Annotated in this window: 10 protein-coding genes and 1 pseudogene; 6 read left to right on the forward strand and 5 right to left on the reverse strand. The window is 72.8% G+C overall.

The features are described 5' to 3' along the window. Window positions 1-121: 121 nt before the first annotated feature. Window positions 122-1,342, forward strand: a pseudogene (locus ABT116_RS12195) (lysylphosphatidylglycerol synthase transmembrane domain-containing protein); the annotation flags it as partial. A gap of 146 nt (window positions 1,343-1,488) precedes the next feature. Here ABT116_RS12195 and ABT116_RS12200 read toward each other — a convergent pair. Then, complete coding sequence (locus ABT116_RS12200; protein ID WP_351631395.1) at window positions 1,489-2,217, reverse strand: creatininase family protein; 729 nt, start codon at window positions 2,215-2,217, stop codon at window positions 1,489-1,491. Window positions 2,218-2,258: 41 nt separating this feature from the next. On the opposite strand from ABT116_RS12200, the gene ribA reads away from it, so the two are divergent. The 3 genes from ribA to ABT116_RS12215 all read left to right on the forward strand — a co-directional run bounded on the left by ribA (window position 2,259) and on the right by ABT116_RS12215 (window position 5,271). Then, window positions 2,259-2,918, forward strand: coding sequence for a GTP cyclohydrolase II (gene ribA, locus ABT116_RS12205; protein WP_351631398.1), 660 nt, complete (start codon window positions 2,259-2,261; stop codon window positions 2,916-2,918). 144 nt (window positions 2,919-3,062) lie between these two features. After that, a complete protein-coding gene (locus ABT116_RS12210; RefSeq protein WP_351631401.1) occupies window positions 3,063-4,124 on the forward strand; it encodes a saccharopine dehydrogenase in 1,062 nt (353 codons plus the stop codon). Further along, window positions 4,114-5,271, forward strand: coding sequence for a saccharopine dehydrogenase family protein (locus ABT116_RS12215; protein ID WP_351631403.1), 1,158 nt, complete (start codon window positions 4,114-4,116; stop codon window positions 5,269-5,271). Before ABT116_RS12210 ends, ABT116_RS12215 begins: the two co-directional genes overlap by 11 nt. A 6-nt stretch (window positions 5,272-5,277) precedes the next feature. Here ABT116_RS12215 and ABT116_RS12220 read toward each other — a convergent pair whose 3' ends face one another. The 3 genes from ABT116_RS12220 to ABT116_RS12230 all read right to left on the reverse strand — a co-directional run bounded on the left by ABT116_RS12220 (window position 5,278) and on the right by ABT116_RS12230 (window position 8,939). Then, on the reverse strand, window positions 5,278-6,507 hold the full coding sequence (locus ABT116_RS12220) for a serine hydrolase domain-containing protein (RefSeq protein ID WP_351631406.1): 1,230 nt from the start codon (window positions 6,505-6,507) through the stop codon (window positions 5,278-5,280). 246 nt (window positions 6,508-6,753) lie between these two features. Continuing rightward, window positions 6,754-8,112 carry an MFS transporter gene (locus ABT116_RS12225; RefSeq protein WP_351631408.1) on the reverse strand — a complete coding sequence of 453 codons (1,359 nt, stop codon included), beginning with the start codon at window positions 8,110-8,112 and terminating at the stop codon, window positions 6,754-6,756. Window positions 8,113-8,273: 161 nt separating this feature from the next. Continuing rightward, complete coding sequence (locus ABT116_RS12230; RefSeq protein ID WP_351631410.1) at window positions 8,274-8,939, reverse strand: TetR family transcriptional regulator; 666 nt, start codon at window positions 8,937-8,939, stop codon at window positions 8,274-8,276. A gap of 142 nt (window positions 8,940-9,081) precedes the next feature. Here ABT116_RS12230 and ABT116_RS12235 point away from each other — a divergent pair, with 142 nt between their 5' ends. Both ABT116_RS12235 and ABT116_RS12240 read left to right on the forward strand, forming a co-directional pair. Further along, window positions 9,082-9,957, forward strand: coding sequence for a shikimate dehydrogenase (locus ABT116_RS12235; RefSeq protein ID WP_351631412.1), 876 nt, complete (start codon window positions 9,082-9,084; stop codon window positions 9,955-9,957). Window positions 9,958-9,972: 15 nt separating this feature from the next. After that, window positions 9,973-11,769 carry a bifunctional sugar phosphate isomerase/epimerase/4-hydroxyphenylpyruvate dioxygenase family protein gene (locus tag ABT116_RS12240; protein ID WP_351631414.1) on the forward strand — a complete coding sequence of 599 codons (1,797 nt, stop codon included), beginning with the start codon at window positions 9,973-9,975 and terminating at the stop codon, window positions 11,767-11,769. Here ABT116_RS12240 and ABT116_RS12245 read toward each other — a convergent pair. Beyond that, on the reverse strand, window positions 11,756-13,222 hold the full coding sequence (locus ABT116_RS12245; RefSeq protein WP_351631417.1) for a translocation/assembly module TamB domain-containing protein: 1,467 nt from the start codon (window positions 13,220-13,222) through the stop codon (window positions 11,756-11,758). The two genes, ABT116_RS12240 and ABT116_RS12245, sit on opposite strands and share 14 nt — an antisense overlap. Between the last annotated feature and the right edge of the window lie 33 nt (window positions 13,223-13,255).

Raw genomic sequence — 13,255 nt, forward strand, 5'->3', positions numbered from 1 at the left:
ATCATTTGTCGCTCACCGGGCTGGATGAGAAGCAACGTGCGGAGCTCGGCGCATCGGTCGAAAGCCGGCGCGCGCTCTCCAAGATCGCCGAGGCCCTGTCCCGCCCGGTGGGCGGAGCGTCATGAGCCCGCAGGCGACGGGAACGCGCCCGCGCACCACGCTCACCGAGCACCCCCGGTTGTCCGCGGCCACCGGCGGCACCCGTGTGCCCGCGCCCTCCGGCCCGGTGGACACGGCCCGGGCGGACGCGGCCGTGTCGCGCCCGGTCGTGGGCGACAGCAGCGAGCCCGCCGCCTCGGCCCCGTCCGGCCCCATCAGGACGGCGGAAGCCCCGACGATTCGTCACAGCCCGGACGGCACCGGCCCGGACGGCACCGGCTCGGACGGCACCGGCCCGGACGGCACCGGACTGGAAGGCACCGAGGGCACCCGTGGCCCGGACGACGCCGGTCCGCTGGACGGCGTCCATCCGGACGGCACCGGGACGTCGGCCCCCGGCCCGGTCCGCACGGCCCTGGCCCGCCTCGGCTCCCCAAGGGTCCGTACGCACCTCGGTACCCTCGCCGGAATCGCCATCCTGGGCGTGCTGTTCTGGCGCCTCGGTACCGGTGTCTTCCTGGACGGACTGCGGCGCATCGACGGGGTGTCGCTGCTGCTCGCCCTCGGCATCGGGCTCGTCACCACCGTGTGCAGCGCGTGGCGGTGGGCGATCGTGGCCCGGGGGCTCAGGATCCGGCTGCCGTTCGGGCCGGCCGTCGCCGACTACTACCGCGCGCTGTTCCTGAACGCTGCCCTGCCCGGCGGCATCCTCGGTGACGTGCACCGGGCCGTGCGGCACGGGCAGAGCGAGGGGGACCTGCGGCGCGGCGTGAAGGCCGTCGTCCTCGAACGGACCGCCGGGCAGCTCGCGTTGTTCGCCGCCGGGGCCGTCGTCCTGCTGACCATGCCGTCCCCGGTGCTGGCCCAGGCCCGGAACATCGCCCCGCTCGCGGCCCTGACCGCCCTGGGCGCACTCGCCGTCGTCCTCGCCCTGCGCATGAACCGCGCGGCACCCTCGCCCCGGGGCCGTAAGCTGCGCGCGTTCCTCACCGAGGCCCGCGAAGGGCTGCTGTCGCGACAGAACGGGCCCGGAGTGGTTGTCTCCTCCGTGGTCGTGCTGGCAGGTTACGTCGCGATGTTCGTACTCGCCGCCCGGGTCGCCGGGACCGCCGCCTCCGTGGCCGTCCTGCTGCCCCTCGCCGTCCTCGCCCTGCTGGCGATGGGCCTGCCGCTGAACGTCGGCGGCTGGGGGCCCAGGGAGGGCGTCACCGCCTGGGCGTTCGGCGCCGCGGGCCTGGGCGCGGGCCGGGGGCTCGCCGTCGCGGTCGTCTACGGCGTGCTCAGCCTCGTGGCGAGCCTGCCCGGACTCATCGTGCTCGTCGCCCGCTGGTACGCGGGCCTGCGGGCCGGGGACCGGGCGACTCCCGAGGCCCCGGCGCCCCAGGGTGACTACGCGTCGGAGGTCAGAATCGAGAAATACGCCCCGAAGGAATCCGCAAGGCTCGCCAGGAGTTCCTTCCCCTTTTCAGCCGAACCCAGCGAAGGACGGCCGATGACACCGGAATCGGTATAGCCGGACATGCCGAGGGTGAGCAGATGACGCCGGTCGTCAGCGACGAAATCGGAGGTCTCATAACCGGGTCGGAGCATTTCGGGATGAGCGTGCAGAAGGATGGAGGTCTCGATTTCCCCCGCGTGCATGTCGGTGAGCAGCGAGGTGACCACACCCGCCCGCTCGCGCGCCACCTCCCAGTCCTCCGCGGCCGGGAAGAGCGCCATCCGCTCGCCGCGGGCGGAGGATTCCTGAACCACGTTGCCCAGCACGTAGTTGCCGCCGTGCCCGTTGACCACCACCAGGGCGTCGACCCCGGACCGGCGCAGCGAAGCCGCAATGTCCCGTACCACCGCATGAAGGGTCACCGAGGAGATGCTGACGGTCCCCGGCCAGGCCGCGTGCTCGTGCGAGCACGAGATCGTCACCGGAGGAAGGAGGTGCACCGGATACGCGCCGGCTATCTCCCGCGCGACGGCACAGGCGACGAGCGTGTCGGTCGCCAACGGAAGATACCCGCCGTGCTGTTCGAAGCTCCCCACGGGAAGCACCGCGACCTGCCGTGAGACGCCGGCAGCTCGCGTCCGTACGTCTTCCGTGGTGTCCGCCGGCACCAGATCACTCATATCGTCACGGCCTTTCGTCTCTGCTTAGGAACTCGAGAATCATGACAGACAACATTGGCGTACTCGGCAAGAAGGCACCGCAGCGGACCGGCGTGGAACGCGTCGTGAATGCCCCCTTGCCCACCGTGTACGGGAAATTCCAGGCGATCGGCTACATGGACCACGACCGCGGCGACGAACAGGTCGCGCTGGTCTACGGCGAGATCGGCACGGACGACGTCCTCATCCGACTGCACTCGGAGTGCCTGACCGGCGACGCCTTCGGCTCCCAGCACTGCGAGTGCGGTGACCAGCTCGACGCCGCCCTGCGCGCGGTCGTCGCGGAGGGCGCCGGTGTCGTGGTCTACCTCAGAGGGCATGAAGGCCGGGGCATCGGCCTGCTCGCCAAGCTGCGCGCCATGGCCCTGCAGGCGGAGGGCCTGGACACCGTCGAGGCCAACCTCGCCCTCGGCCTGCCCGTGGACGCCCGCGACTACGGTGTCGCCGCCCGGATCCTGGACGACCTGGGTGTGCGGTCCGTGCGCCTGATGTCGAACAACCCGCGCAAGCGCGAGGCGCTGGTGGACCACGGCATCACCGTCGCCGAGCAGGTGCCGCTGCTCATACCGCCGTGCGAGAACAACATCACCTATCTGCGCACCAAGCGGGAGCGCCTCGACCATCACCTGCCCCACCTGGACGCGGTGGTCAGCTCCTCCTGACCGCCTCGGCCGGTTCGGGTTCCCCGACGTGACCTGGGCGAATCCGTGCGCGACCCATGGGCGGGCCGCGTACGCTTCGTGGACGTCCGCCCCAGAAGCGTCGGCCCTCAGCGGCCGACGCCTCACGCCGGAGGCCCACCTGGTATGACCGAGCTCCATTTGTGGCTGCGCCACGAGGCCCGCACGACCGAGCGACGCACTCCGATCGTGCCCGACGACGCCCGTCGGCTCGTCGGGCACGGAGTGGAACTGACCGTCGAGGAGTCCCCGCAGCGGGTCTTCCCGATCGAGGAGTACGAGGCGGCCGGCTGCCGGGTCGCGCCCGCGGGCTCCTGGGTGACGGCGCCGCGGGACGCCGTCGTGCTGGGCCTGAAGGAACTGCCCGACGATCCGGCCGGACTGACGCACCGGCACATCTTCTTCGGCCACGCCTACAAGGGCCAGCCGGGCGCGGCGGACCTGCTGGGCCGGTTCGCCGCCGGGGGCGGGTCGCTGTTCGACCTGGAGTACCTGGTGGACGACACCGGACGGCGCCTGGCCGCCTTCGGTTTCTGGGCCGGCTACCTGGGCGCAGCCCTCGCCGTGCTCCGGCACCGCGGCCGGCTGCGGGCACCGCTGACCCCGACGACCAAGGAAGACCTGGACGAGACACTGAGACCGGACGTCGCCGACGCCGGGTTCGCCGGCCTCGTCATCGGAGCCCTGGGCCGCAGCGGCCGCGGAGCCCGCGCGGCCTTCGCCACCGCCGGCGCCGACCCGACCTGCTGGGACCTCGCCGAGACCCGCGACCTCGACCGCGCCGCCCTGCTGCGGCACGACGTGATGGTCAACGCGGTGCTCGCCACCACGCCTGTCCCGCCCTTCCTGCGCGACCAGGACCTCGACACCCCCGACCGCCGCCTGCGCACCCTGTGCGACGTGACCTGCGACGTCGGTTCCCCGCTCAACGTCCTGCCGGTGTACGACGACACCACCTCCTGGGACGAGCCCGTGCGCCGACTGCGCGACGAACCCCCGCTCGACCTCATCGCCATCGACAACCTGCCTTCCCTGCTGCCGCTGGAGTCCAGCACCGACTTCTCGGCCGCCCTGCTGCCCCACCTGCTCGACTTCGGCGTCTCCGGGCCCTGGGGGCGCTGCCTGGACCGGTTCCGTGACGCCTCCCGCGCCCACGGCCTCGACAAGGGGGACTCCCTTGACCACTGAACCGGCACCGGCGAGCGGCACCGTCCACTGGATCGGCGCCGGCCTGTCCACGGGCAGCGGCCTCGCCGCGCTGTGCGACACCGCCGAGCGGGTACGGCTCTGGCACCGCACCGAGAGCCGCGCCGCCGACGCCCTCGGCGGGCTGGGTCTCACCGGGCGGGCCGAGCCCCGCGCCTACACGCTGTCCGCGCTCGCCGCCGAACTCGCCCCGGGCGATGTCGTCGTGTCGATGCTGCCCGCGCCGGAACACGCCCCGCTCCTCGCGGAGTGCGTACGGCAGGGGGCGCACTTCGCGTGCTCCAGCTATGTGTCGGAGGCGGTGCTGGAGCAGGTGCCCGCCGCCGGGAAGGCCGGGCTGGTCGTCCTCACCGAGGCAGGGCTCGACCCGGGCATCGACCACCTGTTCGCCCACGCCCTGGTCGCCCGGGCCCGGGAGGCCATCGGAGGCGAGACGCCCGCCTCGTACACCTTCACGTCCTACTGCGGCGGTGTCCCCGCCGTCCCGAACGACTTCACGTACCGCTTCAGCTGGGCCCCCGCGGGTGTCCTGGGCGCCCTGCGCTCCCCGGCCCGTTACCTCGAGGGCGGCGCGGAGACGGTCGCCGAGCGGCCCTGGGAGGCGACCCGTCGGCATGTCGTCGACGGGGAGACCTTCGAGGTCTACCCCAACCGCGACAGCGTCCCGTTCGTCGCGCAGTACGGGCTGCCGGACGCCTGGACACCGCGCACGTTCGTCCGCGGCACCCTGCGTCTGGAGGGCTGGCTGCGCGCTTGGGACGGTGTCTTCGAGGAGCTGCGCACCGGCGACGACGCCCGGATCGCCGCGCTGGCCCGGGAGCTGGCCGCCACGTACCCCACCACGGACGACGACCGCGACCGGGTGGTCCTGGCCGTGTCGCTGGACGTGCGCGCCGAGTCGGGGCGCACGTGGAAGGGCGGTTACCTCCTCGACCTGGTGGGCGACGCCGCGGAGAGCGCGATGGCCCGCTGCGTCTCGCGGACCCTCGCCCTCGGAGTCCGCCACGTCCTGGACGGCTCCCTGCCGCCCGGCCTGAACCGCGCCGCGGAGACGGCCGCCCGGTCCGAGCAGTGGCTGCGTGAACTCGCCCGGGACGGAGTGGAGTACACCCTGCGCGTCGACCGGTAGCGATCATCAATCCGACAGGGCCTCGTGGATGAGCCGCTTGAGGTCCTTGAAGACCGTGTGGGAGGTCCTGGGCCGCACCTGCGTCATGAACTGCACCGTCAGGTCGCGGCCCGGATCGACCCAGAACGTCGTCGTGGCCACGCCGCTCCAGCCGAAGGCGCCGAGCCCGGACGGGACAAGGGTGCGGGACGGGTCGATCACCACGGAGCAGTTGAGGCCGAAGCCGAGCCCCTCGTTGCCGGGTTCGTCATGGGCGGGGCGGCTGCCGAAGGCCCGCAGGTCGGCGCCGCCGGGCAGGTGGTTGCGGGTCATCAGGTCCACGGTCCGCGGGTCCAGCAGCCGCACGCCGTCGAGTTCGCCCCGGCGGCGCAGCAGTTCCATGAAGCGGTGGTAGTCGTGGGCCGAGCACACCATGCCGCCGCTGCCCGACAGGAACCGCGGCCGGCCGCGCAGCGGCAGCCCCGCGATGGGCTCGATGCCGCCGCCCTCCTTCTCCCCGTACATCTCCGACAGCCGGGGCGCCTGTGCGTCCGTGACGTGGAAGCCCGCGTCCGTCATGCCGAGCGGCCCGAAGATCCGCTCCGCGCAGAACACGTCGAGCGGCTGCCCGGACACGACCTCGATGATCCGGCCCAGGACGTTGCTGGCCACCGAGTAGTTCCACTCGGTGCCCGGCTCGAACTGCAGCGGCAGACGCGCGTACACCTCGATGGTCTCGGCCAGATCCGCGCCCGGCGGCACCGACGACTCCAGGCCGGCCTCGCGGTACAGGGCGTCCACGGGGTGGGTGTGGTAGAAGCCGAAGGTCAGACCCGAGGTGTGGGTCATCAGATGCCGGACGAGTATCGGGCCGTCGGCCGGGCGGGTCTCGACGTCCGCCCCTTTGCCGCCGACGTAGACCCGCGGCTCGGCGAAGGCAGGCAGGTGGTCGGCGACCGGGTCGTCCAGCGAGAGCCGGCCCTCCTCCACCAGCAGCAGCGCGGCGACCGCGGTGACCGGCTTCGTCATGGAGTAGACCCGCCACAGCGTGTCGGGCTCGACCGGCAGCCCGGCCGCGATGTCGCGCAGGCCGTGTGTCGTGAGGTGGGCGATGCGTCCGGCCCGGGCGACGGACACGAGGAAGCCCGGCAGACGCCCCTCGTCGACCAGCCGGGCGAAGGTCCGGTCCAGGCGGCCCAGCACCTGCGGATCCAGCCCTGCCTCACCCGGATCGACCTCTTGTCGCAGCTGTGCCATGGCTCGTCTCCCGTCGCGCTGGTCGAGATGAGATCCGGCATACCCCGCCCGGGCCGCCTCAGACCCCGATCGTGGTGCAGGAACGGTTCATGATCGCGCGGGAACACGTGAGCGGGGGCTCTGGGACGGAGGGCTCGCTCGGCGTCCTGTGGCCACACGCATCGAGGCCCGGGGCAGGGCTCCTCAGGGGCGCGGGGAACTGCGCGACCAGCCCCCACGCACCCGCACAGGCACCCGCACCCGTCCTCAGGCCGTCACCTTCTCCGCCCGCACAGCCCCGGGTTCGGCGCGTTCCCCCAGCGACTCCGTGGGAACCCGGTGGGTCTCCCGCGCCGACACCGCCGCGATCACGGGCGGCACGCACAGTGCCGCCGTGAACAGCGCCACCGCCGACCAGTCGTCGCCGCCCGGTCCCGCGATCCGCGCCGCGAACGTCACCGCGAACCCGGCCGCCGCGAACCCGATCTGAGTGCCGATGGCCACGCCGGACAGCCGGACACGTGTCGCGAACATCTCGCCGTAGAAGGCGGGCCACACGCCGTTCGCGGCGCTGTAGACCACGCCGAAGCAGATGACGCCCGTCACCAAGGTCAGCGGATAGGAGCCCGTGGAGACCGCCCACAGGTACAGGAACATCGTCACGCCGCTGCCGGCCGCGCCGATCAGGAACACCGGCCGGCGCCCGATCCGGTCGGACAGCGTCGCCCACAGCGGGATCGCGGCGAGCGCGACGACATTGGCCAGGGCGCCCACCCACAGCATCGCCGTACGCGACATGCCGACCGCGTCGCTCGTGGCGTACGCCAGCGCCCACACCGTGAAGATCGTGCTGACCGAGGCGACCAGCGCGCCCGCGATCACCCGCAGTACATCCGCCCAGTGCTCACGCGCCAGCACGGCCAGGGGCAGCTTCACGACTCCCTCCCGCGCGGCCTGCCGGGCGAAGGCCGGTGTCTCGTCCAGCTTGCGGCGGATGACCCAGCCGACGACGGCGACCGCGACGCTCAGCCAGAACGGCAGCCGCCAGCCCCACGACAGCAACTGGTCCTCGGGCATCGCGGCGACCGGAATGAAGACCAGCGTGGCCAGCAGCTGGCCGCCCTGGGTGCCGCTGAGGGTGAAGCTGGTGAAGAAGCCGCGCCGGCCCGGTGGCGCGTGCTCCAGCGTCATGGAGTTGGCGCTGGCCTGCTCACCGGCCGCCGAGATGCCCTGCAGCACCCGGCACAGCACCAGCAGGGCCGGGGCGAGTCCGCCGACCTGGTCCCGGGTCGGCAGGCAGCCGATGAGGAACGTCGACAGGCCCATCAGCATCAGAGTGAAGACCATGATCTTCTTACGGCCGACCCGGTCACCGAAGTGCCCGAGCACCAGCGCGCCGACCGGACGGGCCGCGTACGCGACACCGAACGTGGCCAGCGACAGCAGGGTCGCCGTGGCCGGGTCGGACTCGTCGAAGAACACCTCGGGGAAGATGAGCGCCGCGGCGCTGCCGTAGATGAAGAAGTCGTAGTACTCCAGGGCACTGCCGATCCAGGCGGCGGTCGCGGCTTTCCTGGGCTGACCGGGCGGGGCGGCGGATCCTTCGGGCATGGCGGGGACGGACACGGCGGCTCCTTGGGGTGCTCCACCACAGGCGGAGTGAGAAGAACGGCGAGCAGAGGGGGACGTGCCGGATCGCGGCTAATTAACCCACTGGATAGTTACTGGGGATGGCCAGGATGCTGCGCCCGAGCGCCGCCGGTGTCAAGAGGTCGCGCTCCGGGCGTTCAGTCCGCCGTCCGCTCCGCCGTCAGGTAGGCGATCACCATGTCGCCGAGCATGGCGCGGTAGTGCGCGCGCTGCCCGCGGTCGAGCAGGTCGCGGCCGAACAGGGCGCCGAAGGTGTGCCGGTTGGAGACCCGGAAGAAGCAGAACGAGGAGATCATCGCGTGTAGGTCGACGGCGTCGACGTCCGCCGTGAACAGGCCCGACTCCTGGCCCGACGCGAGGATCCGGCGGATCACGTCCAGGGCGGGGGAGCCGATCTTCCCGAGCTTCTCGGAGGCCGCGATGTGGTGCGCCTCGTGGATGTTCTCGATGCTGACCAGGCGGATGAAGTCGGGGTGCTGCTCGTGGTGGTCGAACGTCAGCTCCGCCAGACGCCGGATGGCCGCCACCGGGTCCAGATGGTCGACGTCGAGCTGCTGCTCGGCCTCCCGGATCACGCCGTACGCGCGCTCCAGCACGGCCGTGAACAGCTGTTCCTTGCCGCCGAAGTAGTAGTAGATCATCCGCTTGGTGGTGCGGGTGCGGGCGGCGATCTCGTCCACCCGGGCCCCGTCGTAGCCGGCGCGCGCGAACTCCTGCGTGGCGACGTCGAGGATCTCGGCCCGGGTGCGGGCCGCGTCACGGATGCGCTCGCCAGGCCGTGCCGGTTCTTCGACGCTGGTCATCAGGTTCCTTAGGGCGGAGGGGCCGGTGCCGGTGATTCTAGAAGCAGGGGCCCGCCCTGCCGCGGGGTCTTCCCGAGCTCGTCTCCGGCTGCTATAGCTAACGTACTGGTTCGTACATTAGTGAGCCCTTCAGGAGGCGCGCGTGCCCAACAGGTCGTATCTCGTCGGGCTGATCGGTTCCGGCATCGGCCCGTCGCTCAGTCCGGCGCTGCACGAGCGGGAGGCCGACCGGCAGGGCCTGCGCCTGGTCTACCGGCTGATCGACATCGACACCCTCGGCACGCCGCCCGAGGCGGTCGGGGACCTGGTGCGGGCCGCCCGCGACCTGGGCTTCGACGGGCTCAACATCACGCACCCCTGCAAGCAGCTCGTCGTCGAGCACCTGGACGCGCTCGCCCCGCAGGCCGAGGCGCTGGGCGCGGTCAACACCGTCGTCTTCGAGGAAGGCCGCGCGACAGGCCACAACACGGACGTCACCGGCTTCGCCGCCTCCTTCGCGCGCGGGCTGCCCGACGCGCCGCTGGAACGGGTCGTGCAGCTGGGCGCCGGCGGCGCGGGCGCGGCCGTCGCCCACGCCACGCTCACCCTCGGCGCCGAGCGCGTCACGCTCGTCGACCCCCTGCCCGAGCGGGCCGCCGCCCTGGCCGGTTCGCTGAACCGAGTTTTCGGGGAGGGACGCGCGGCCGCCGCGGCCCCGGACCGGCAGACCGAGCTGCTCGCGCACGCCGACGGCATCGTCCACGCCACGCCCACCGGCATGGCGGCCCATCCCGGTCTGCCCCTGCCCGCCGAGCTGCTCCACTCCGGTCTGTGGGTCGCCGAGGTGGTCTACCGGCCCCTGGAGACCGAGCTGCTGCGCACCGCCCGCGCCCTGGGCTGCGCCACCCTCGACGGCGGTGGCATGGCCGCCTTCCAGGCCGCCGACGCGTTCCGCCTGTTCACCGGCCGGGAACCCGACGCCGCGCGGATGTTGGCGGACCTGACCGAACTGGCCGGGGCCGTCGGGGCTTCGAACTAGAGAGAGGTACCGCCGTTGCGTACGTCCATCGCCACCGTCTCCCTCAGCGGCTCCCTCACCGAGAAACTCGACGCCGCCGCCCGGGCCGGCTTCGACGGGGTGGAGATCTTCGAGAACGACCTGCTGGCCAGCCCCCTCACCCCCGAGGACGTCCGCGCCCGCTGCGCCGACCTCGGGCTGCGCATCGACCTCTACCAGCCGATGCGGGACATCGAGGCCGTCCCCGGGGCCGAGTTCGCCCGCAACCTGCGGCGGGCCCGGCACAAGTTCGAGCTGATGCGCCGGCTCGGCGCCGGCACGGTCCTCGTCTGCTCCAGCGTCTCCCCGCAGGCGGTGGACGACGACGCCCTGGCCGCCGAGCAGCTGAGCCGGCTCGCCGACCTGGCACGGGAGTCCGGTGTCCGGGTGGCCTACGAGGCCCTCGCCTGGGGGCGGCACGTCAGCACCTACGACCACGCGTGGCGCATCGTCGAGACGGCCGGGCACCCGGCGCTCGGCACCTGCCTGGACAGCTTCCACATCCTGTCGCGCGGCACCGACACCAAAGGCATCGCGGCCATCCCCGGCGAGAAGATCTTCTTCCTCCAGCTCGCCGACGCCCCGCTGCTCGCGATGGACGTCCTGCAGTGGAGCCGCCACTACCGCTGCTTCCCCGGCCAGGGAGGCTTCGACGTCGCGGGACTGGTACGGCACGTGCTGGCCACCGGCTACGACGGCCCGCTGTCCCTGGAGGTGTTCAACGACGTGTTCCGGCAGGCCGAGGCCGGACCGACCGCCGTCGACGCCCGGCGCTCCCTGCTGCTCCTCCAGGAGGCGGTGGGCGAGGCGCCCCTGCCCGGCCCCGTCGTCCCCACCGGCGTCGCCTTCGCCGAGCTGGTCACGCCCGACGCCGAACCCCTGGCCGGCCTGCTCGGGGCCCTGGGCTTCACCCGCACCGCACGGCACCGCGGCAAGCCCGTCGTCCTGTGGGAGCAGGGGGACGCCCGGATCCTCGTCAACACCGGGCCGCCCGCCCGCCGCGACGGCACCCGGCTCGCCGCGATCGGGCTGGAGTCACCGGACCCGGCCGGAGCGGCCCGGCGTGCCGAGGCGCTGCTGGCTCCCGTCCTGCCCCGCCGCCGGGCACCCGGGGACGCCCCCTTGGACGCGGTCGCCGCCCCCGACGGCACGGAGCTGTTCTTCTGTGCCACCGGCCGCCCGGACCTGCCCGACTGGCGGGCCGACTTCGCCGACACGGGCCTGCCCTCGGACCGGGCGGGCATCCGGGGCATCGACCACCTCGCCCTCACCCAGCCCTGGCACCACTTCGACGAAGCGGCCCTCTTCCACCGCGGGGTGCTCGGTCTGGACGCCCAGGAGAGCGTGGACGTCGCCGACCCGTACGGCCTGATGCGCAGTCGCGCCGTCACCAACGCCGACGGCAGTGTCCGGATCGCCCTCACCGTCGGCGCCGCGCCCACCGACGACACCGTCCACGCCCAGCACATCGCCCTGGTCACCGACGACGTGGTCGCCGCGGCCCGCCGCTTCCGGGAAGCGGGAGGCAGTCTGCTGCCGGTCCCCGCGAGCTACCACGACGACCTCGCCGCCCGCTTCGAGTTCGCCGACGGCGAGCTGGATACCTACCGGGACCTGGGCATCCTCTACGACCGGGACGCTCACGGCGTCTTCCGCCACTGCTACACCCGCACCGTCGGACGGGTCTTCTTCGAACTGGTCCAGCGTGACGGCGGCTACCGGGGCTACGGAGCCGCCAATGCCCCGGTGCGGCTGGCCGCGCAGCACACGGCGCGGGCGCTCACTGGCGGCTGACGGTCCGGGTGATGCCGGTGACGACGGTGGTGGCGAGGATCCAGCCGGTGAGCACGAGGGCGTAGGAGAGCCACTGGTAGCCGTCGGTGGGGGCGAACGCGGCCTCCTGTCCGAAGGAGATCACCGGCAGCAGCAGGTCGAGGGTGTAGAAGACCGGGTTGAACTGCGGTGCCTCCTCCGGCTTCAGCGGCGCCGGGTGGTGCAGCGCGTAGACGAGGGAGCCGGCCATCAGCAGCGACACCAGCCAGCCCGCGGCCCGCAGGGGGCGGAAGCCGTAGCCGACGGTGGCGTCCTGCACGTGGCCCCACAGCCGGCCGTACCAGGGCAGGGTGGCGCGCCTGCGGCGCTGCTTGGCGAGCTGGACGAGGCGGGCGGCCGGGTCGTCGCCGGTCCTGCGGTAGGCGGCGGTCAACTGCTCGTAGGCGTGCGGGACATAGCCCTCCCCGTCCCGCTCCAGCATCTCCAGGCGCCGCTCGGCGGGTTCGTGCGGGGTGAGGGAGGTGTAGACGAGACTGTTGAGCAGGACCTCGTCGGGAACCACCTCAGGCTCCAGGAACAGCACGTCGATCTGGGCGCGGCGCAGATTGAGGGTGCCTTCCGGGCGGGGGCCCTTGCGCAGCCAGAGCTCCCCGATGGTGCAGCTGCTGGCCCGCAGCGCCGCGTCCCCCGGGTTCGCGAGCCGTGCGTGCGACAGGTCCAGGCGCCCCGCGATCCGGGCGCCGCGCAGGCCGATCCAGCCCAGCACGTCCGCTTCGCGCAGCAGGGCGTCGCCCTCGACCGTGAGCGTCTCCGCGTCGAGGGCGATCGCGCCGACTCCGGCCGTGAGCCGCGCCGCGTTGAGGTCGACGGTGCCGGCGACGGACGCGCCCGTGAGCCGCACCTCGCCGCCCGTGCGCAGGCCCGGCGCCGAGAGGCCGTCCCCGACGCTCACGTGGTTGAGCTGGAGCGCCGGCTGACCGTGCGGCGGTTCGCCGATGGCGGCTCCGTCCATGAACAGCGCGCCGGAGATCTGCGCCCCGCCGAGCCGGACGGGCCCGTCGAACTGGCAGTCCGACATGCGCAGCACGCCGTCCATGCGCAGGGTGGCGGCGTCCAGGCCGGGCAGGACCGAGCCGCGCAGGTTCAGCTGGCGCAGCCGCGCCGCGTACAGCACGGGTACGTCCTCGAACCAGCAGTCGCTGAGACGCACGGCGTGGTCGATGTCGCCGTACTGGAGGTTCAGCACCCCGGTGATCCGCGCGCCGGCCAGCCTGAGGGCGGCGGTCTCCCCGTCCTCCTGCGGCGCGCTCAGCAGCAGGGCCCGTACCACGGCCGCCCGTACGGTCCGTTCGGGGCCCCAGTCGGCGCCCCGCGCCGGGTCCTCGTCGGCCGGCCCCCGGAAGTCCACGTCCTGCCCCCGCGGAAAGGCCCGCCACACCCGCTCCTCGGCGGGTGTCATGTTGTCGATCTCCATCAGCGGGGACTCTGACGTGCCCGGCCGGAGGCT

This window comes from Streptomyces sp. NPDC002130, assembly GCF_040296465.1.
Classification (GTDB): domain Bacteria; phylum Actinomycetota; class Actinomycetes; order Streptomycetales; family Streptomycetaceae; genus Streptomyces.

Bases quoted from the DNA above. Each gene is read 5' to 3' on its own strand.
- ABT116_RS12200 (WP_351631395.1), bottom strand. From the start codon at position 2,217: ATGAGTGATCTGGTGCCGGCGGACACCACGGAAGACGTACGGACGCGA.
- ribA (WP_351631398.1), top strand. From the start codon at position 2,259: ATGACAGACAACATTGGCGTACTCGGCAAGAAGGCACCGCAGCGGACC.
- ABT116_RS12210 (WP_351631401.1), top strand. From the start codon at position 3,063: ATGACCGAGCTCCATTTGTGGCTGCGCCACGAGGCCCGCACGACCGAG.
- ABT116_RS12220 (WP_351631406.1), bottom strand. From the start codon at position 6,507: ATGGCACAGCTGCGACAAGAGGTCGATCCGGGTGAGGCAGGGCTGGAT.
- ABT116_RS12230 (WP_351631410.1), bottom strand. From the start codon at position 8,939: ATGACCAGCGTCGAAGAACCGGCACGGCCTGGCGAGCGCATCCGTGAC.
- ABT116_RS12245 (WP_351631417.1), bottom strand. From the start codon at position 13,222: ATGGAGATCGACAACATGACACCCGCCGAGGAGCGGGTGTGGCGGGCC.